The organism is Agrobacterium sp. NPDC090273, from assembly GCF_044772305.1.
In the GTDB taxonomy this organism is placed as follows: domain Bacteria; phylum Pseudomonadota; class Alphaproteobacteria; order Rhizobiales; family Rhizobiaceae; genus Agrobacterium.
This window is the reverse complement of record NZ_JBIVYN010000009.1, coordinates 151,655-171,406: the sequence shown is the minus strand read 5'-3', so window position 1 is coordinate 171,406 and position 19,752 is coordinate 151,655. Positions and strand designations below refer to the sequence as shown.

The 19,752-nt window shown below is 57.1% G+C and carries 18 protein-coding genes; 17 read left to right on the top strand and 1 reads right to left on the bottom strand.

The window, feature by feature from the left end:
• Positions 1-3 precede the first annotated feature (3 nt).
• From ACIQT8_RS21725 to ACIQT8_RS21690, 8 genes are all read left to right on the top strand, one after another.
• The gene (locus tag ACIQT8_RS21725) at positions 4-372 is read left to right on the top strand and encodes a response regulator (RefSeq protein WP_262526851.1); all 369 of its coding nucleotides are present in this window, start codon (positions 4-6) and stop codon (positions 370-372) included.
• A complete protein-coding gene (locus ACIQT8_RS21720; RefSeq protein ID WP_400969592.1) occupies positions 369-2,336 on the top strand; it encodes a chemotaxis protein CheA in 1,968 nt (655 codons plus the stop codon). Before ACIQT8_RS21725 ends, ACIQT8_RS21720 begins: the two co-directional genes overlap by 4 nt.
• Positions 2,333-2,878, top strand: coding sequence for a chemotaxis protein CheW (locus tag ACIQT8_RS21715; RefSeq protein WP_400969589.1), 546 nt, complete (start codon positions 2,333-2,335; stop codon positions 2,876-2,878). Before ACIQT8_RS21720 ends, ACIQT8_RS21715 begins: the two co-directional genes overlap by 4 nt.
• Position 2,879: 1 nt before the next feature.
• A complete protein-coding gene (locus ACIQT8_RS21710) occupies positions 2,880-4,700 on the top strand; it encodes a methyl-accepting chemotaxis protein (RefSeq protein ID WP_400969586.1) in 1,821 nt (606 codons plus the stop codon).
• A 2-nt stretch (positions 4,701-4,702) separates the two neighbouring features.
• The gene (locus ACIQT8_RS21705) at positions 4,703-5,197 is read left to right on the top strand and encodes a chemotaxis protein CheW (RefSeq protein WP_400969691.1); all 495 of its coding nucleotides are present in this window, start codon (positions 4,703-4,705) and stop codon (positions 5,195-5,197) included.
• Positions 5,194-6,054, top strand: a complete 861-nt coding sequence (locus tag ACIQT8_RS21700) for a CheR family methyltransferase (protein WP_400969583.1) — start codon at positions 5,194-5,196, stop codon at positions 6,052-6,054. The genes ACIQT8_RS21705 and ACIQT8_RS21700 overlap by 4 nt, the downstream gene beginning before the upstream one ends.
• A gap of 11 nt (positions 6,055-6,065) precedes the next feature.
• Positions 6,066-7,154 carry a chemotaxis response regulator protein-glutamate methylesterase gene (locus ACIQT8_RS21695; protein WP_400969580.1) on the top strand — a complete coding sequence of 363 codons (1,089 nt, stop codon included), beginning with the start codon at positions 6,066-6,068 and terminating at the stop codon, positions 7,152-7,154.
• A gap of 116 nt (positions 7,155-7,270) precedes the next feature.
• Entirely contained in the window at positions 7,271-7,972 is a 702-nt protein-coding gene (locus tag ACIQT8_RS21690) for a ParA family protein (protein ID WP_400969577.1), read from the top strand.
• A 12-nt stretch (positions 7,973-7,984) separates the two neighbouring features.
• On the opposite strand, the gene ACIQT8_RS21685 is transcribed toward ACIQT8_RS21690, so the two are convergent.
• The gene (locus ACIQT8_RS21685) at positions 7,985-9,715 is read right to left on the bottom strand and encodes a chemotaxis protein (protein WP_400969574.1); all 1,731 of its coding nucleotides are present in this window, start codon (positions 9,713-9,715) and stop codon (positions 7,985-7,987) included.
• Positions 9,716-10,001: 286 nt separating this feature from the next.
• Between ACIQT8_RS21685 and ACIQT8_RS21680 the strand changes: the two genes are divergently transcribed.
• From ACIQT8_RS21680 to ACIQT8_RS21640, 9 genes are read left to right on the top strand one after another with little or no spacing between them, the layout of a single operon-like run.
• Positions 10,002-11,498 (top strand): NAD(P)-binding domain-containing protein, encoded by a 1,497-nt coding sequence (locus ACIQT8_RS21680; protein WP_400969571.1) that lies wholly within the window; start codon positions 10,002-10,004, stop codon positions 11,496-11,498.
• Entirely contained in the window at positions 11,491-12,135 is a 645-nt protein-coding gene (locus tag ACIQT8_RS21675; protein WP_400969568.1) for a 2-hydroxychromene-2-carboxylate isomerase, read from the top strand. Before ACIQT8_RS21680 ends, ACIQT8_RS21675 begins: the two co-directional genes overlap by 8 nt.
• A complete protein-coding gene (locus ACIQT8_RS21670; protein ID WP_400969565.1) occupies positions 12,132-13,133 on the top strand; it encodes a dipeptidase in 1,002 nt (333 codons plus the stop codon). Before ACIQT8_RS21675 ends, ACIQT8_RS21670 begins: the two co-directional genes overlap by 4 nt.
• 29 nt (positions 13,134-13,162) lie before the next feature.
• Entirely contained in the window at positions 13,163-14,236 is a 1,074-nt protein-coding gene (locus ACIQT8_RS21665; protein ID WP_400969562.1) for an ABC transporter substrate-binding protein, read from the top strand.
• A gap of 20 nt (positions 14,237-14,256) precedes the next feature.
• On the top strand, positions 14,257-15,312 hold the full coding sequence (locus tag ACIQT8_RS21660; protein ID WP_400969688.1) for an ABC transporter ATP-binding protein: 1,056 nt from the start codon (positions 14,257-14,259) through the stop codon (positions 15,310-15,312).
• Entirely contained in the window at positions 15,312-16,181 is an 870-nt protein-coding gene (locus ACIQT8_RS21655; protein ID WP_400969559.1) for an ABC transporter permease, read from the top strand. Before ACIQT8_RS21660 ends, ACIQT8_RS21655 begins: the two co-directional genes overlap by 1 nt.
• Before the next feature lie 8 nt (positions 16,182-16,189).
• On the top strand, positions 16,190-16,978 hold the full coding sequence (locus tag ACIQT8_RS21650) for an ABC transporter permease (RefSeq protein WP_400969556.1): 789 nt from the start codon (positions 16,190-16,192) through the stop codon (positions 16,976-16,978).
• A 7-nt stretch (positions 16,979-16,985) separates the two neighbouring features.
• Positions 16,986-18,497, top strand: a complete 1,512-nt coding sequence (locus ACIQT8_RS21645; RefSeq protein ID WP_400969553.1) for a carboxylesterase/lipase family protein — start codon at positions 16,986-16,988, stop codon at positions 18,495-18,497.
• Between the two features lie 43 nt (positions 18,498-18,540).
• Positions 18,541-19,497 carry a LysR substrate-binding domain-containing protein gene (locus ACIQT8_RS21640; protein WP_400969550.1) on the top strand — a complete coding sequence of 319 codons (957 nt, stop codon included), beginning with the start codon at positions 18,541-18,543 and terminating at the stop codon, positions 19,495-19,497.
• Positions 19,498-19,752 lie beyond the last annotated feature (255 nt).

Sequence of the window (19,752 nt, the reverse complement as noted above, 5' to 3'; positions counted from 1 at the left end):
AGAATGAGTGCGCATATTCTGACAGTCGACGATTCCGCCAGCATCCGTATGACAACCAAAATTGCCCTGACAGGCGCCGGTTATCAGATCACCGAGGCTGTCGACGGACAGGACGGCCTTGGCAAGGCAAAGGCCGCGAACTTCGACCTGATCATCACCGACCTCAACATGCCGAACATGAACGGTCTCGAAATGATCGAGGCCCTTCGTCAGTCTCCGGCCCATACCGGCATTCCGATCATCTTCCTCACGACGGAATCCGACGCCGATATGAAAGCGCGTGCCAAGGCCGCAGGCGCAACCGGTTGGCTGACGAAGCCTTTTGACGCGGAACATCTGGTCAAGATCGTCAAAAAGGTCCTTGGAAAATGACCACACTGGACCCCATTCAGGTTTTTAGGACAGAAGCAGCTGAGCTTTTCGAGCAGATCGAAAGCGGTCTGTTGGACCTGCTGCATGATCTGACCGATCAGGACCAGATCGACGCGGTTTTCCGCGGATTGCATACTCTGAAGGGGTCCGGCGCAATGTTCGGGTTCGAAGCGCTCGCAGCTTTCACCCACCATTGCGAGACAGCATTCGATCGCGTGCGGAAGGGCGAGGTTACGGCGACCAGCGAGTTGGTGGCCGCCGTCCTCGAAGCACAGGATCACATGCAGGCATTGGTCGAAAACCCGCATGGCGTTCAAGGCGACGTCGGCGAACGACTTCTTGCCAGACTGCACGCTGCGGTCGGTGCGGATGGCGACAGTGGCGTTCTCACCCATCTCCCCGCTCAGAGCACGACAGTCAAACCATCGACGACACGTTCCGCCACCTGGGAAATCCGGTTTAGATTGCCGGTCAACGCCATGGCGAACGGGACAAACCCTCTTGGTCTGCTCGATGAATTGGCGGAACTCGGCGAGTGCGAAATTGTTGCCGATACCTCCAGCGTTCCTTCGCTTGAGGTACTGAACCCAAGCGACCTCCACCTCGGCTGGACAGTCCGCTTGACGACGGAGCAACCGCAATCGGCGATCGATGACGTCTTCATCTTTGTGATGGACGACATGGAAATCGACGTACGTGAGATCAAGGCGGCGGTTGTGACAGCGCCGATCGTTCCCGAACCGCTTGCGGAGACGAAAAAGGCTGCAGTCGAACCAAAAGGTAACAAGGCCGCCGAAAACGTGCGCGTACCTGCGGAACGACTGGATGAATTGATGGATCGGGTCGGCGAACTGGTCATCGCCCAATCACGCCTCTCACAGTTGGCAGGCGGCAGTGCGGATATTCTGTTGCGGTCGGTATCAGAAGATGTCGAACGTCTTTCTGGCGAACTGCGCGACACGATGATGGTGTTGCGAATGGTGCCAATCGCCCAGCTTTTTGGCCGTTTCCGGCGCCTCATCCATGATCTGGCACGGGAAACCGGCAAACAGATCGAACTCGAGACCGAAGGCGAAAGCACGGAAGTGGACAAAGCCGTCATCGAGCGCCTTGCAGACCCGCTTGTCCACCTGGTTCGCAACTCCTGCGACCACGGTCTTGAAAAGAGCGATGAACGTATCGCTGCCGGGAAACCGGCCAAGGGTCGCATCACCCTCGTTGCCCGTCAGTCCGGCGGTGATGTGACCATTACGATCCGCGACGATGGGCGGGGCATCGACCGTCAACGGGTTCGCGCCAAGGCAGAGGCCTCTGGCTTGCTGGCTGCAAATGCCCAAGTCAGCGATCAGGACCTGTTGCAGATGATCTTCCAGCCGGGCTTCTCAACAGCGGCAGAAGTTACAAATCTTTCTGGCCGTGGTGTCGGCATGGATGTCGTGAAAAAAAGCGTGGAAGCCTTAAGAGGCACGATCAACATCGTCAGCGAACCGGGCGTCGGCTCGGAAATCTCGCTTGCGATCCCGTTGACGCTGGCCATCATCGACGGCCTTCTCGTGCGCGTCGGCAATGGCTGCTACGTTATCCCGCTGCCGGCCGTGGAAGAATGCCTCGAACTGTCACCTGAAGACGACATCCGTTCCCGTGGCCGCTCCTTCATTTCGCTGCGCGAAAGCCTTGTCCCCTTTATCCGCCTGCGCGAACTGTTCCACACCGGGACGGCGCCTGGCGAATTCCAGAAAGTTGTCGTGGTTTCCACCGGGTCCGAGCGCGTCGGACTGGTGGTGGACCAGATCATCGGCGACCACCAGACAGTCATCAAGGCCATGTCCAAACTGCACCATGACGTCGCGACCTTCTCCGGTGCAACCATCCTCGGCGATGGCAATGTCGCACTCATTCTCGATGTCGCCCATCTGGTGACAGCGGGACAGCAGCAGGAGGCGCAATTGCGGGCGGCAGGATGAACCAGCCTTTGTTGAAAAAAACCGACGGATTCTGGGGTGATTTCAGCGAGGTGGAGGTGCTTACCTTCAACATCGCCGGCGAAACCTTTGCAATAGAAGCTGTGAAAGTACAGGAAATCCTCGACCTTTTGCCAGAAACCGCGGTTCCCGGCGCAAAGCCCTTCGTGGCAAGCGTGATAAATTTTCGCGGCAAGGTCATTCCCCTTGCCGACATTCGCCTCGCTTTTGGCATGGACGCCACTGAGCGGACGATCGACAGCCGCATCGTCGTCGTCGAGCTTCTGCTCGACAACGAAACCACATTGGTCGGCATCCGCACGGACAAGGTGAATGAGGTAACAACACTTAGCAGGGCCGCAAGCGAACCCCCACCCAGTGTTGGGATGCGGTGGCGCGCAGATTACATCCACTGCCTCATCAAACGGGGCAGCGAATTCGTCATTCTTCCGAATCTCACAGCAATTTTCACGGCACACCGCGACGCGGGTCCGGGCGTAGGCAGCACACGCGGCAACGTCATCGAACTTTCCAAGGAGCATTGATATGCGATTTACAATCAAGATGAAGCTGGCCGCCGCCTTCGGCTTCCTTATATTGATGCTTGCCGGAACCGCCGGCTACGGCATTTACAGCCTTGGCGTCTCCAAGGATTCGATGGACGACGTTGTCGAAGGCACGGTCGTGCGTCTCGACAAGGTGCATCAGATGAATGCCCTGGCCCTGACGACTGTCCGGTCGCAAAAGAACATGATCCTTTCAACATCGCAGGAAGAAACCCAGCGCCACAAGGCGTCCAGCGACGAAAGCCGCAACCATATCAACGCCATGCTCAGCGATATGGCGGCCAGCGCCAGCGCCGAAACACGTGCATACTGGACGGACCTTCAGGCGATAGCCAAAGCGTTCGAAGCGAGTGACGATCGCGTGCGCGAACTGGTCGCGCAGGGCAACACTTCGCTTGCTGCGTCGTTCTCCTCCGGGGATGGTCGTCTGGCGGCCAATGCCTTGACGCAAAAGCTGGACGAAGGCGTCAAGATGAACCGCGATCGTCTTGAAGCCGCCAAGCAAGCAGCAAATGACGATTACGAACAGACCCGCACCCTTCTGATCGGTGCATCGGCGGTGGCAGTCCTCATTGCGGCGGCAACAGCACTCTGGATCGCACTTGGCATCAGCAGCGGCCTGCGCAAGATCATGACGGTTGCCGAAGCAGTTTCGGTTGGCGACCTCAACCAGAACGTCGAGATCAAGACGAATGACGAGATCAAGGATCTCGTAAACCGCATCAACATTATGACCGGCAACCTGCGCAACACCGCCAGCATTGCAGACCGCATCGCCGATGGCGACCTGACTGTCATGCCGAAGCCGCTCTCAGAGCGCGATACGCTTGGTCTTGCCCTGGAACGTATGGTCGAACGCCTGCGTGGTATCGTTGCAGATGCTCTTTCCGCTTCCGACAACGTTTCTTCCGGCAGCCAGGAGCTGTCTGCGAGTTCCGAGCAGTTGAGCCAGGGCGCTACAGAACAGGCATCGTCTGCCGAAGAGGCATCGGCCTCGATGGAAGAGATGGCTGCAAACATCAAGCAGAATGCAGATAATGCCGCACAGACGGAGAAGATCGCACGCCAGTCGTCGAAAGATGCCGAAGCCAGCGGCGAAGCCGTCAACCGCGCAGTGGTCGCGATGCGCACCATCGCAGAGAAGATTTCGATCGTGCAGGAAATTGCCCGTCAGACCGACCTTCTCGCGCTGAACGCTGCGGTCGAGGCCGCACGTGCCGGTGAACACGGCAAGGGCTTTGCCGTCGTGGCGTCGGAAGTCCGCAAACTCGCCGAACGCAGCCAGGCGGCGGCGGCTGAAATCAGCTCGCTCTCCGGCGAGACGGTGAAGGTGGCGACGGATGCGGGTGACATGCTGAACCGTCTGGTTCCGGATATCCGTAAGACGGCAGAACTGGTTGCCGAGATCTCTGCCGCATGCCGCGAACAGGATATCGGGGCCGCACAGATAAACGAGGCGATCCAGCAGCTCGACAAGGTCACGCAGCAGAACTCCGGCGCATCAGAAGAAATGTCGGCGACATCGGAAGAGCTGGCTGCACAGGCAGAGGAACTGCAGAGCAGCATCGCCTTCTTCAAGGTTGACGCTTCAGGTCTCTCGTCGCACCCGGCTCAAGTTTTGCGCCGTCCAGCCGCAAAGCCTGTCGCTACCCCACGGGCAACCACAAAACCTGCTCTCGCACGCAAGCCTCACACGGATAATTCTGTCGGTGCTCAGCAAGCCCGCGCCAAGGGTTTTGCATTGGACATGTCCATGGGCGGTCCTGACGCCGATGATGCGGATTTCCGCGAAAGCGCCTGATGATGACCAGCACGTCCTCCGATTTCCAGTTTGTGACGTTCAGCCTCGGCGAGGAAGTCTTCGCGGTTCCTGTGACTGTCGTTCGTGAAATTCTCGACTACGAGGATACTTTCAAAATCCCTCACAGCCCCGAATATCTGCTGGGTCTGAGAGACGTGCGTGGGCAGGGCGTGCCCATCATCGACCTTCGCCTGCGGCTCGGCATGAGCCGCAGCGTGAGGACGCCCCATACGCGTGTTCTGGTGTTGGATATCCCCTTCCCTTCCCGGACACTTGCTGTTGGTCTCGTGGCGGACAAGGTGTTCGAGGTAACGCCTTTCAGCCGCGACCAGATGGAAGCCGCGCCCGACATCGGTGTTCACTGGAACTGCGACTACATCGCCAGCGTCGTTCGTCGAGAGGGTGACTTTGTTGTCATCATCGACCTGGCAAAACTGTTTTCGGATGAAGAGAGCGCCCTTGCCCGGCAGAGTGGCAAACCGGTCCAAGCAGCATGAGGGGAGCCGTTTCCGTGAATGCGTCCGCCGCTGTTTATGACGGATTGAGCCAGCGGGATTTCAAGCTGCTCGCCGAGTACATCTACAATTACAGCGGCATAAAAATGCCCGACACCAAACGCACGATGCTTGAGGGACGTTTGCGAAAGCGCCTGCGCGCCACAGGCCATGCCACCTTCGGCGAATATTGCAACTTTCTGTTCCGTGAAGACGGGCTGGAAGAAGAAGCAATCTATCTGATCGACGTGGTGACCACCAACAAAACGGATTTCTTCCGCGAGCCGAACCATTTCGACTACCTGGAAAAGTTCGCCTTACCGGCATTGGTGAATGAGGGTCACAACCGCATTAGAGCCTGGAGCTCTGCCTGCTCGACAGGCGCAGAGCCTTATACCATGGCGATGGTGCTGTCCGAAGCTGTCGATAAACAGGTGATCAGCAACTTTAGCATCCTCGCCACCGATCTCTCCACCGACGTACTCAGTAAAGCCCATAGTGGCATCTATGCCCGTGAACTTCTCGATCCGGTCCCTGCAGAAATGATGCGCAAATACGTCATGCGCCCGGTCGACGCCGGTCGTCGGGACGTGAGGATTGTTCCAAGGTTGCGGTCAAAAATCGGCTTCGCCCGTCTTAATCTCATGGATAAGACGTATCAGATCGGCGATGCAGTGCAGCTAATCTTCTGCCGTAACGTTTTGATATATTTCGACAAGAAGACGCAGACACATGTGCTGACCGAATTATGCCGTCGCCTGGTGCCGGGAGGCTATCTTTTCATCGGCCATTCCGAAACCATTACCGGTATCGACCTGCCGTTACGCCAGGTCGCCAATACCGTTTTCAAGAAACAGTAACGGCAGGAACCATGTCGAAAAAGATCCGCGTCCTTATTGTCGACGATTCTGCCAGCGTCCGGCAGACCTTGACGCAGGTTCTCGAGAGCGACCCAAAGATCGAAGTGATCGGAGCCGCATCTGATCCCTTTGTCGCGGCCAAGCGTATCCAGGAAGAAATCCCTGACGTCATTACGCTCGACGTGGAGATGCCACGCATGGACGGCATCACTTTTCTGCGCAAGATCATGTCGCAAAAACCGATCCCGGTGGTCATGTGCTCGTCATTGACGGAAGCCGGATCGGAAACACTGCTGCAGGCTCTGGAAGCGGGTGCTGTCGACATCATCCTCAAACCAAAAATCGCTGCGGCAGATCATCTTGCCGAGCAGGCTTCCCGCATCTGCGAGGTCGTCAAAAGTGCTGCCCATGCCCGCGTCGGAAATGCACGCCCTGCCCTCCGATCAGCCTCGGCCAGCGGTCCCCTCGCCAAACTGACGGCTGATGCCGTGCTGCCGCCCCCGTCAGGCAAGGCGATGGCGCGGACCACAGAAATGGTGATCTGTGTCGGTGCGTCCACGGGCGGGACAGAAGCGTTGCGTGAAATGCTCATGAGGCTACCAGCAAACTCTCCCGGTATGGTTATCGTCCAGCATATGCCGGAGAAATTCACCGCAGCCTTTGCAAAGCGTCTGAACAGCTTGTGCGATGTGGAAATCAAGGAAGCAGAAGACGGTGACCCGGTTTTGCGTGGTCATGTGCTGATTGCGCCGGGCGACAAGCACATGTTGCTGGAACGGCAAGGAGCCCGTTACCGTGTCTCAATTCGCAGCGGTCCTCTCGTTTCACGGCATCGCCCATCTGTCGACGTCCTGTTTCGCTCATCCGCACGCGCCGCAGGGGCAAATGCAATGGGTATCATCATGACCGGCATGGGCGACGACGGTGCTCGCGGCATGTTGGAGATGCATCAGGCTGGTGCTTTCACAGTTGCTCAGGACGAAGCATCGTCCGTCGTTTTCGGCATGCCCAAGGAAGCGATTGCGCATGGCGGTGTCGACAAGATCCTTCACCTCGACAAGATTGCGCAGGAAATCCTGGCAGAGGATCACCGTCGTTAATATGGCCGACTGTTTTACCCGGCGTTAACCAAACTCGCCAATGATGCTGGCAACACCATGCAACAGGTGCGTTGAGCGAGGCATGACTGTCTCCGACCAATCTTCCGGGTCATTCCATGCCAGTTATCACGTTCGCGAACACCAAAGGCGGCGCAGGCAAAACAACTGCTGTGTTGCTGCTGGCGTCCGAACTGGCCCGGCGCGGGTCGCGGGTCTGCGTGATCGATACCGATCCGCAACGCTGGATATCCCGCTGGCGCGAAAAAGCCCACGCCAAAGTCGAATTTTCAGTCATCACCTATGTGACCGCGACGACACTTCAACAGCATGTCCTCGATAGCCGGCGCGCGTTCGACCACGTCCTCATCGATCTGCCGGGCGCCCAATCACCATTGCTGGCAACGGCGATCGGACTTTCTAACCACGTACTCATTCCCGTACAGGGCAGCACGATGGATGCTCAGGGTGGCGCACAAGTTCTGGAACTGCTGCGCTACCTCTATGAAAAAGCAAATATCCGGATCGAGCATTCGGTCGTCCTGACCCGCGTTAATCCGCTTGTCACCACGCGTGCCCTGCTGGCCGCACGCGAACTCCTGGCACAAAGGAATGTCCGTGTCCTCGATACGCCGATTTTCGAGAGATCGGCATTCAGAGATATGTTCGAGTTCGATGGATGCTTGCACACGATGAATTCAGGCACTGTCAGCAACCTCGACAAGGCCCTCAAAAATGCAGGCGCTTTCGCAGACGAAGTTCTTCGGTTGCTTGAAGCTTCAGAGAAGGAGACCGCCAGCAAACTGATGCAGGCGGCCTGAAACAAAGAAATTCTAGAAAAGCGCGTCGGCGAACAGATCGTCGTCGTCATCCGAGGCTGTACTCATCGGCTCCTTCTGCCCGGACGCGAGATCGACCGGCAGGTAGTGCATATGGACGTCGCGCTCCTGTGCCATTGTGTAGATCTTGTAGATGCGAGACGATAAGGGAAGGATCTTTTCTGCGAATGCCGTTATATCCTGAGCGCTGGTTACAGCGATATCCCCGGCAATTTGCCTGCATTCTTCCAGAACGTTGCCAAGCTCGCTCTCAAAATCAAGCTTCACCACGGCGGCGCTGATACGGCTGAAAACCGCCTGCCCTTCTTCCGCCAGATCCCGCAGACCAGTTTCCATCTGGGTCTTTGCCTGGCTGACTGCGTCAAGCGCCTCATTCAACGGTTCGCGCAGATCTGCGGAGCCCTGTTTTTCGCCAGCCAGATCGGCAATCGCCGCCTCGATCCGGCGAAGATCGCCAACGATTGCGTCCGCAGGTGTCTCCAGCTTGTCGGCGAAGACCCGAAGCTCAGCGCTGACAACATTGACCGAACGTCCCTCGTCACCCAGCTTTGAGCAACGCAGGTTCGAGTTCAGCGCCATGTAGTGAATTTCGGTTTTGATGGACCGTAGAACCTCGATGCCCTGCAAGAGATCCTGCGCCGTACTGGTCACCGATGAGACGGCCGCGTTAGCTTCAACCATACTCTCCTGCACGCGACCTGCGAGATTGCACGCCTTGGCAATATCTCTTTCGAGCAGTTGAAGCGCGCTGCCGCCGTCCTTGTCCGCATCTTCCACCAGCCGATCGCGGAGGGAGAGAATGTTGGCGGCATCATCAGCAAAGCTTGCGATTCCCGCAAAAATCTTGCGGCAATCCTGTTGGAAGGTTGCAGCTGTTTCCTCGATCTGCGCGCGAACAAGCTCGAACACCGTATCACATAAGGCATCCATTTCGGCAGCGCTCAGCACACGTGCTTCCTCGGAGTGCCGGTACTCGTCAAAAAGAGCCAGTGTTGTATTCACATGCTCGATGCGCTGGCGGGTTATGTCGCCGATCTGCAGCGAAGAGAGTGTCGATCCGATCTTGACCTGTACGCCCTGTGCAATCGACTTCACCTTGGATGCCATCGCCGTCATATCGCGATGTTGATCGCCGATGCGACCCGCATTGGTTTTCAACCCTCTGACAATTTCTGGGATCGTCGCATCGAAATCCACCCCAATAGCAGACGAAACATCACGCGCTTTGGCGAGCTGCTTATCCATGAGATCGAGATATTGCGCAAATTTGGCAACTTCATCACCGCCGAAATGAATGCGCTCACGTATTTCCTCGGCAAAAGCGGAAAACTCGGAGATACCCGCGCCCGTGATCTTCACGGTGACTGCGAAGGTTTTCAAATAGCGGATAGTCTCCTTGATATCGTCCACATGGCCGTTCGAGGATTTGCAAAGCGCGCCCATTTCAGCGAACGCGGTTTGCCGAGCGTGTTCCATTTCGGGAAGACGGATGAGCTCATCCACCGTCTTTTGCATGTTCGACACGGCCGTACCAGCGGTATCGCCATCCATGGAACCGGTCATGCGATCCAGGATCGCGACGAGTTCGCTTAGGATTTCCATGACTGAGACGAGGACCGAACCGCCATCAAGGAAGGTTTGCTCGATGCGAGACTGCGCAAGCGCCAGACGCTCGGTCAAATAGGCCTGCGGGTCGTGCGTTTCAGCTTTTGATAGATGTCTCACGTCGCGATTTTTCCTGTAGTTGAATAACGCAAGGATAGGGCGAGCTCAAAAACAGTCGGTGAATATTTTAAGTTGATCGCGCGTTAACAACTCGCGTGGTTGACCAAGTCCTACCTTTGCCGCGTGGATCAGCATAGAGGGCGGCAAATGCCCACAAAATGTTCAGCGCCTTAATTTTTGCCTGAAACAGCCAATTATTAGAAGATTTTTGCTTTCAGGGATCGGCGTTCTGTGGTTCTTATGATGCGCAAATAGAATTCATTACATTGATAAATGCAGAAAAAGCATGATTGACGATCACGGGACGAGCCGTTCACAGGAAAGATCCTTCGGGCTGAAGGCGCTTGAGGAAAGGCTTGCCTATGAATTGCAGCTGCTTGAGCGACCGGCACGGTCGTGGGTTCCTGAGACGAACTCTGCTGAAGATCACGTTCTTGATGTTGCGGTGATTGGGGCGGGACTTTGCGGCCTGACGGCCCTTGCTGCCTTGCTTTTCACCGGCATTAACAATGTCCGGGCTTTCGACAAGTCTCCCGCTGGCCAGGAAGGGCCGTGGATCACGTCAGCGCGTATGGAAACACTGCGTACGCGCAAGGAACTTGCAGGCCCGGCGCTTGGTATTCCATCGCTAACCTTCCGCGCATGGTACGAAGCCCAGTTTGGTGGACAGGCCTTCGAGGCCATGCCGCTTATTCCGCGTGAAATGTGGATGGAATACATGGTGTGGTACAGACGTGTTCTGACCCTGCCTGTGAGCAATGACCAAGCACTCGAAAACCTGGCAATCCGGCATGACGGACTGCTGGAACTCGATTTCGGTGGAGAAACAGGAAGCCAGCGCGTATTGGCGCGACGCGTCATTCTTGCCACCGGTCTGGATGGCCTTGGCGCACCACGACTGCCGGACGTCGCTGCGACCGTTCCAGCCCGTTTTATCCGCCATAGCGGTGATGTGTTCGATATCTCGACATTACGTGGAAAGCGTGTCGCCGTCGTCGGGGCCGGAGCTTCAGCCATGGATAATGCTGCATCAGCACTAGAGGCGGGTGCGGCGAGCGTCGATCTCTTTATACGGCGTGAGGATATTCCCCGCGTCGAGAAGTTTGGAGGCGTTGCCGGTCTTGGCATGACACACGGTTTTATCGGCCTGCCGGATGAAGATCGTTGGACCTTCATGACAGAAGCCGAGCGCACGCAAATTCCACCGCCGCGTCACAGCGTTCTTCGCGTGTCGCGCCATAAGAATGCATTTTTCCACCTTGGCAGCCCCATTAACGCGCTGACGCAAACCAACGAAGCTGTGGAAATCTGCACCCCCAAAGGCCGCTATACAGTCGACATCATCATTTTCGCGACGGGATTCGACGTCAATTTTGCACAACGGCCTGAATTCACGGCTCTTCAGGATCGCATCCTTTTATGGCGCGATGTCTATCAGCCACCGGCACATAACCGGAACGAGGCGCTGGGTAGCTATCCCTATCTCGGGCCATCGTTCGAGTTTCTGCCCAAGCCTGACCTCAGCGTTGCGGAAGCGGAGACAATTTCACACATCTATTGCTTTGCTTACCCGGCGGTTCCTTCTCACGGCAAGATCACTAGTGGCATCCCTGCCGTCAGCCACGGCGCAGAACGGCTGGCCGAAGGCATCGCCCGCTCACTCTTCGTCGAAGATCGCTACCGCCATCTCGAGACATTCATGGGCCACGACGTCTCGGAAATCATTGGCGACGAATGGCTCGACGCGGATGAAAATCAAGAACAGGAGACCGCAAATGGTTGAGACGGCTGTCAAACTGGAGATATTCTACGGCATCTCCTCGCCTTGGGCCTATTTCGGTGCGCCGCACGCGGTTGAAATCGCAAAGGCGAATGGTGCGGAGGTTGTCTTGCGCCCAATTCGCATCATAGAGGCCAATGGCGGCATTCCGCTGCGCACGCGTCCCGACGCGCGACAGCGATACCATGCTGTCGAGCTCGATCGTTGGCGCCGGCACCTCAACATGCCCCTTAACCTGACACCAAAATTCTACCCCTGTGCCACCATTGAGCGAGCAGCACAGACCGTCATCGCCGCACAGACGGCGGGTCTCGATGCCATCAGCCTCTCCTTTGCAATCCAGCGTGGCCTGTGGGCGGAGGAACGCGATATCGCCGACCTCGACACGTTGCGCGCCATTGCTACGGCGACTATTGGCCCCGAAGGTGCCGCGCTCGTGCGTGATCCTCAGCCCGACGACATCGTTGCCGAATGGCACGGTAACCTGGCGGAGGCGGAGCGTCTCGGCATCTTCGGCACGCCCACATATGTCGTAAACGGCGAATTGTTCTGGGGTCAGGACAGACTGGAATTCGCCGGCCGCGCCTTGGCGGCCCTCAAGCAAGAACAGACACAATCTGCGGTAAGGACGTTCCGATGAACGATGCTCAAAAACTCCACGACCAAGCCATCGTGATCGATGGCCTGCAGACCTGCCAGTGGAGCCGGTCGATATTCGAGGACATGCGCAAGGGCGGTCTGACCGCAGTAAACGCGTCGAGTGTGATCTGGGAAAACTTCCGCGAAGGCGTCGGTTATGTCAGCCAGTGGAAGCGCTTTATGCGCGAAAACGATGACATTATCCGACCAGTGCGTACTGTTGCCGATATCCACGACGCCAAGGAAGAAAACAAGACAGGTATCATCATCGGCTGGCAGAATACGTCGCCGCTCGAAGACAAGCTGGATTATGTCGAGATTTTCAAGGATCTCGGCGTCGGCATCATGCAGTTGACCTATAATACCCAGAACTATTCCGGAGCGGGATATCTGGAAGAGAACGATAGCGGCCTGACCGGTTTTGGGCGCGAAGTGCTCTCGGAAATGAACCGCGTTGGTCTGCTTTGCGACCTCAGCCATGTGGGTGACAGGACGACGGCAGATGTGATCGAGCGATCCAAGTCACCTGTCTGTATCTCGCATGTGTTGCCCCGCGCGTTGCGTGACGTGAAGCGCAACAAGCCGGACGAATTGTTCAAGGCATGCGCCGAAAAGGGCGGAATCATCGGCGTCAGCTTGTTCGCGCCGGGCCTTGCAGCCGGCAACGACGCAACGGTCGAAGACTATCTTGATGCCATGGCCTACATCATTGACCTCGTTGGGGAAGATCACGTGGGCATCGGCACCGACTTCTCTCAGGAACGCCCGCGCCCTGGTCCTTGGCAGATCTGGGCGAACAAGGACAAGGGAACAGCCCGCACCCTGACTGAATTCGCGACGGTGAAGATTTCCAAACCGCAGGGCATCGAACGAATTGGCGACGTTCCGAACCTTACGTCCCGTATGCTCGCGCGCGGCTGGAGCGAAGCTCTGGTTCTCAAACTCCTGGGGCAGAACTGGCTACGCGTACTTGATGCCGCCTGGCGGCCGACAAACTGACAAGACTTTATCAATCGGAGGCAATTGACATGAAAAATGCTATCAAGGGCCGCAAGGCCGCGACCTTCGCCGGCATCGTTGCTGCCGGTATCGCCTCGCTTTCTGGCTCTGTCTTCGCGCAGGACGCGACCAAAGGCACCGTCAACGTCGTCGGGTTCTCAGGCGTGTTTGCGGATAACTACCAGAAGTTCGTGATCGACGCCTTCAAGGCCAAATATCCGGGCATTGAAGTCACGTATCAGCAGAGCAAGAACTCTGCCGAGACACTGGCGCTCCTTACCCTCCAACGCGCCGACCCGAAGGTCGATGTCGCGCTGATCGACGTTTCGGTTGCTATCAAGGCCAACAAGGAAGAACTATTCACCAAGCTTGATGCCGCCAAGGTGACCAATCTTGCCGATCAGCCAGAATGGGCACGGATCGACGGCGACCGCGCCGTCGCCTTCTCGCAAGACAACCTGGCTATTCTCTACAACACCGACAGCGTCAAAACTCCGCCAACAAGCTGGAACGACCTGGCGGACCCGCAATACAAGGGCAAGATTGCCGCCAAGCTTTCCGACACACGCGGCGTCATCCTTTTGCCGATCCTGACCAAACTGAAGGGTGGCGACTACAAGAATTCGGTCGATCCAGGGATCGAACTCTTGAACGAAATCGCCCCAAGCGTTTCAACGTTCGAGCCCGCACCGGATTGCTATGCAGTGGTACAAAGCGGTGAAGTCGATCTTTCCATCTGCTGGAATGGTCGCGCTCAGTATCTGCATGACACCCAGGGAGGCAAGATCGGTGTGGCGCTTCCAAAGGAAGGCTCAATCGGCCAGACGAATACCATTGGTCTCGTCGAGGGTTCCAAGAACAAGGAAGCAGCGGAACTCTTCGTGAACTACGCACTAAGCCCGGAAGCACAGGCGACTTTCGCCGAGAAGAGCTTCTACGGTCCTGTTAACACCAAGGTTTCGCTGACGGAACCGGTTGCTGCCCGTATCTATGGCAGCAAGGAAGCACAAGCCGCACAGTCTTCGCTGGACTGGAACTTCGTGTCGGAAAAATACTCGGCATGGATTCAGCTGATCAACCGCGAGGTTATCGCGGCAAACTGAGAATAGAGGCAAAGGACGCCATGGCCGATCACCACCTCGAGATCGACAATCTCGTGAAGACCTATCCGGGCGCCCTCAAGCCCTCCGTCGATCACGTCAGCCTTTCCCTGCCGCGCGGGGAAATGCTGGCGCTGCTCGGCCCTTCGGGCTGTGGAAAGACGACAATCCTGCGCATGATCGCAGGTCTCATTCCCGTAACCTCGGGCGAGATCCGTCTCGATGGCCGCGACATCTCGGCAATCCCGGTTTACAAACGCAACATGGGCATGGTCTTTCAGGCCTATGCCCTTTTTCCGCATATGACCGTTGCCGAAAACATTTCCTTCGGTCTGGAAATGCGCGGCATCGCCAAGCCAGAGAGAACCGAGCGGGTGCTTAAAGCACTCGATCTCGTGAAACTGTCTGGCTATGGCGAACGACGCGTGTCGCAGCTTTCCGGCGGACAACAGCAACGTGCGGCAATTGCCCGATCACTTGTCATCGAACCCGCCCTCCTCCTTTTCGATGAACCGCTTTCCAATCTCGATGCGAAGTTGCGGGACGAGATGCGCGATGAAATTCGCGATATTCAGAACCGTACAGGGGTGACCAGCATATTCGTGACGCACGATCAGGATGAAGCGCTTTCGATGGCCGACAGACTTGCCGTGATGTCCGAGGGACGGCTGGAACAGATCGGTACGCCACGCGAGATTTTCGACCGCCCACGTACGGAATTTGTTGCGTCCTTCATCGGTGCCGGCTCCTTCCTGGCTGGAACCGTAACGGCGCCGGGTCAGGCAGAAATTTCAGGCCTCGGGCCGCTTCATTTTTCGGGCAAAGTCGCCGTTGGCGAAACTGCGCGCTTCCTCGTGCGTCCGCATCGCTTTGTGCTGGGTGAAGGCGTCAATTCGTTTTCAGGCATCGTCGATCACGTCGTTTATCGCGGCCAGATGCTGACGATTTCTGTGAAAACGGGTGATCATCGCCTTCAAGCCGATCTTCCAACCCATGCTGCGACTTTGCCGATGAAGGGTGACCACGTCACCCTCTCGGTCGCGCCCGACGATGTGACCCTTGTCGGGGAGGCCGCGTAATGGCGGTTCCCGGCCATTCCTCCAGTGGCGGTTCTCGCGGTGTTCTCCTGCTTCTGCTGTTGCCGGGGCTTCTCGCCCTGCTGACAACATTTCTGTTGCCACTGTTTTGGCTGGTGCGCGCATCATTCGCCTCATCCGCCGTTGCAGCACTGAAAGGTGGCGACTGGACGCTTGAATCTTACCGCACCGTTCTATTCGATCCGTTCTATTGGAAACTCGCCTGGAACACGCTCTATCTTGGCGTGAATGTCGCGTTTTTCGCGGTTGTGCTTTCCTATCCGATCGCTTTGTTTCTTGCCCGCACGAAGAGCCGCTGGCGCGGTGTTTTGACAGCGCTGGCGGTCGCGCCGCTGTTGACCTCTTCGGTCGTCCGCACCTATGGCTGGATGGTCATCCTGGGTGACCGCGGCGTCATCAATACAACACTGCAATCTGCCGGCTTGACGGATGGTGTCATCAGACTGACCAACAATTATTTCGGCGCGACGGTAGCACTGATCGAAATTCTGATGCCCTACGCCATTCTCGCAATGTTGAGTGGCTTTGGCCGCCTCAACGCACAACTGGAAGAAGCAGCCGCGATGCTCGGAGCCAACCGTTTTCGCGTTTTCACGCGCATCATCCTGCCCTTGTCGCTACCGGGGGTCCTCACCGCAGCATTGCTGGTTTTCGTGCTGGCAATTTCATCCTTTGTCACGCCGCGCCTGATGGGCGGTGGCCGTGTGTTCGTCATCGGTACGGAAGTGTTCAATGAGGCGACAGTCACCCTGAATTGGCCATTGGCAGCGGCACTTTCTGTGTTGCTCCTCGTCCTCTTCGGCAGCGTGATCCTGATTTACCAGCGCGCGATGCGCGCGCTTGAAACGTGAGGCCGTCCATGAACGCCAAACTCGAACGTCTCACATTCGGCCTGACGATCACGCTGCTCTACCTCTTCCTGCTGGCGCCGATCATCGTCGTTCTCGTCATTTCCTTTGATACAAGGCAATATCTGGCCTTTCCGCCAGAGAGCCTGTCTTTCGGCTCCTATGCGAAGGTATTTGCCAACGCCAAATTTATTGCCGCCTTCTGGCGAAGCCTCGGCATTGGTCTACTGGTCGGTTTTGTTTCGATCTTCGCCGGGCTTCTTCTATCGCTTGCGTTGTCGCGTTACGACTTCAAGGGCAAGGGCGCTATCAACTTCCTGATCCTTGCGCCCTTCCTCGTCCCACACATCGTGCTGGCCGTCGGCGTTATGCTTGTGCTGGGACCGCTCGGTCTACTCGACAGCTATACCGGCATTTTCCTTGCCCATCTCGGCATTACCACACCCTATACTGTGCGTACGATCAGCATGAGCCTGATGGCAGTTGATCGCCGCATAGAAGAAGCGGCACTGGTCCATGGTGCCTCACCCGCAATGGTGCTCTGGCGCATCACACTGCCATTGGTCAGGCCTGGCCTGATTGCAGGTGCGGTCATCGCCTTCCTCATCTCTTTCGACGAAGCGACAATTTCTCTCTTCATCGTGTCGGTCAAATCTTCAACGTTGCCGACGGAGATTTATCACTACCTCGAATACTCGACCGATCCGCAGATTGCAGCACTTTCGGTCATTCTCATCCTGATTTCCGTAGCCGTGGTCGTGGCTGTTGAACGGCTGATCGGTCTGCGCAAGGCATTGTGAGGAGACGATGACGGTTGTCAAAACCACCAGAGGTACCATAGGCGGATTTGTCGAAAATGGCATTCACTCCTTCCTGAGTGTCCCCTATGCAGCACCGATCACACCGGCGTTGCGTTTTGAGGCGCCGCAATCAGTCTCACCATGGCATGGCATACGGGACGCGACGACACTTGGTCCGGTCTGCCCACAAATCCCGACATATGGGCCGGTCGGGACCGCAGCAACCTCGACACTGACCTTTGGGACCGACTTTCTGACACTTAACATTCGCACGCCAGATCCGGCCGGCAAGGCACCAGTTTTGCTTTGGGTGCACGGTGGCGGTTATGCAGTCGGCTCAGCCAATGAGGCTGTACTTCAAAGCGGCGCTTTCGCGGCTAGCGGCATTGTCGAGGTGACGGTGAATTATCGCCTCGGCGCGCTCGGTTTCCTCCATGTCGACGGCAAGCCGGACAATCGTGGATTGCTCGACATCATCTCGGCTTTGGAATGGGTGCGCGACAACATCGAACGTTTTGGTGGCGATCCCACCTGCGTGACTTTGGCAGGAAGATCTGCCGGTGGCTTTGCTGTTGCTACATTGATGGCCATGCCGGCGGCACATGGACTGTTTCATCGCGCCATGCCGCAAAGCGGCGCAAGCACGGCCATTGCATCACCCGATGACGCCAGAAAGCTGACGCAGCGTTTTGTCTCCGCGATGGCCGCCGACGAGAGCACGCTTGAAGAACTTCCGATCAGCCGGCTACTCGAAATCCAGCGCGACCTCTGCAACGAATCCTACGAGCGACACGATTTCGAACGCGATGGATCGGCTGCCATGCTCGGTGTTCCGTTCGTGCCCGTCATAGACGGCACGAGCCTACCGGAACACCCGGAATGCGCGGCGGCTGCAGGACGAACCGCCCCTGTCCCGATTATGATAGGCTGCACAACGGCAGAGTATCTCACACATGCAACGGCACAGCCGGAGATGGACTTCGATCTCTGTGCAACGCTGCTGCATGAACGAGTGAGGCCACATGGCCTCAGCGGACGCGGAATTGTCACGCGTTACCGCCAGGCACTTCCAGAACACAACCCACGCGGCATTTGGCGTGCGGTCGCTGGCGATCTCGTATTCCAGCTACCGGCTGTCCGCTTCGCCAGATTGCATTCCCGTGCGAACCCGGTTCTCAAATATCTCTATGGAGCGTTTGAAGCACACGAACTCGGCGCTGCGCACGGCGCGGAAGTCGGTGCAGTCTGGTTCAGGGCTGGCCGTGACGAGAACGCTTTACCGGAACGTCAGCGCGTAACGGACGTGTCCTTCGCTGCTGCAATACACAATCTGTGGGCCGCTTTCATAAAGGATGAGCGGTCGGCGGCGGAGGAAATCGAATGGCCGTCTTACACCGAGCTGAACCCAGTCGTGCTTCAGCTGTCACCGAACGGATTTGTCGCCAAGATCGATCCCTTTGATACGCGTACGGCTCTATGGACGAAGCAGACTGGCAAAGCAGACGACAACGCGGCATAAGCCCCTAAAATAGAAGACGTGAATTCTCGTGGCGGAGCGAAAAATGGTGTCTGATTATCTCGACACGCGGCAGTTGGAAGCCTTTGTTGCTGTCGTTTCCATTGGCAGCATAACCGGCGCCGCGAAGGCACTGGGGAAATCCCAGCCAGTCGTGACCAGGCTAATCCAGGATCTGGAGGGAGAACTCGGTTTCGCACTTCTGCATCGCAATGGTCCCCGGATAACCCCGACGGAAAAAGGCGTGGCGTTCTATTCGCAGGCCGAACTATTTCTAAGCGGGCTAAAGACCATCAGCGAGCGGGCACGGCGTATAGAAGCCAGCCGTCCCACCTCGATTGAAGTGGCATCCATTCCCGCTATTGCCGCAAGCTTGCTGCCGCGCGCACTTGCAACGCTATCTCCCGAACGATTTCCCAACCACGTTCATCTGCAAAGCATATCCTCGGAGAACGTCGTGCAGGCGGTCGTTGCCGGAACGGCAGATCTCGGCGTGGTCAGCCTACCGCTCGACAATCCCGGCATCGAAGTTCATTGGTTGGGCGAAGTGCCCTGCGTCGCAGTTGTTGCAGAAGATCACCCGCTGGCCGACAAAAATGTACTTTCCGCCACCGACCTTTCCGGTCACCGGTTGATTGCCTCTGCCAACCCGTTCCGTCTCCGGATGCGGATCAACGAAGCCCTTGGCAAACATGGCGTCGAGCCGGCTTCAGTCATCGACAGCAACGCCACCTATGTTTCCCTCTCGCTTGCGCGTATGGGTCTTGGTATCGCCATCGTTGAGTCCGTTACACTCTGGGGATTGCCTGTCCAGGGTGTGAAGGTCCTACCTTTGTCCTTCCGTATCCCTTTCCAGTGGGGTCTGGTGACCGCAGCCGGTCGCCCAGCCATATCGGAAGTGGAACAGCTGGTGGCAGCGGCCCGCAGGATCGTTGACGACATTCCCCATGCTGTGACCTACGATACGCTGGCGGAAGTGCCCGCAATCGACAGAGGCAACTGACAACATCCTCTCCCCTGATCGCCAGCATCCAGAGCTAACACTTTACGATCTCACTCCGCCTAAAATGCTGCAACCTGTTCCGCTAGATCGCGCCTGATTGCGATGACAACGTGAAGTTTAATTTCCATGTCCACGGATGGTAGCTGGAAGACGACGCATGACGTCGGCTGGAAGGCGCCGCCCCATGCCTGAGCATCTGTTCGCATGATGCTACTCTTGCTTTCGGCGTGATAACGGCTAACATGCCAGACAGGT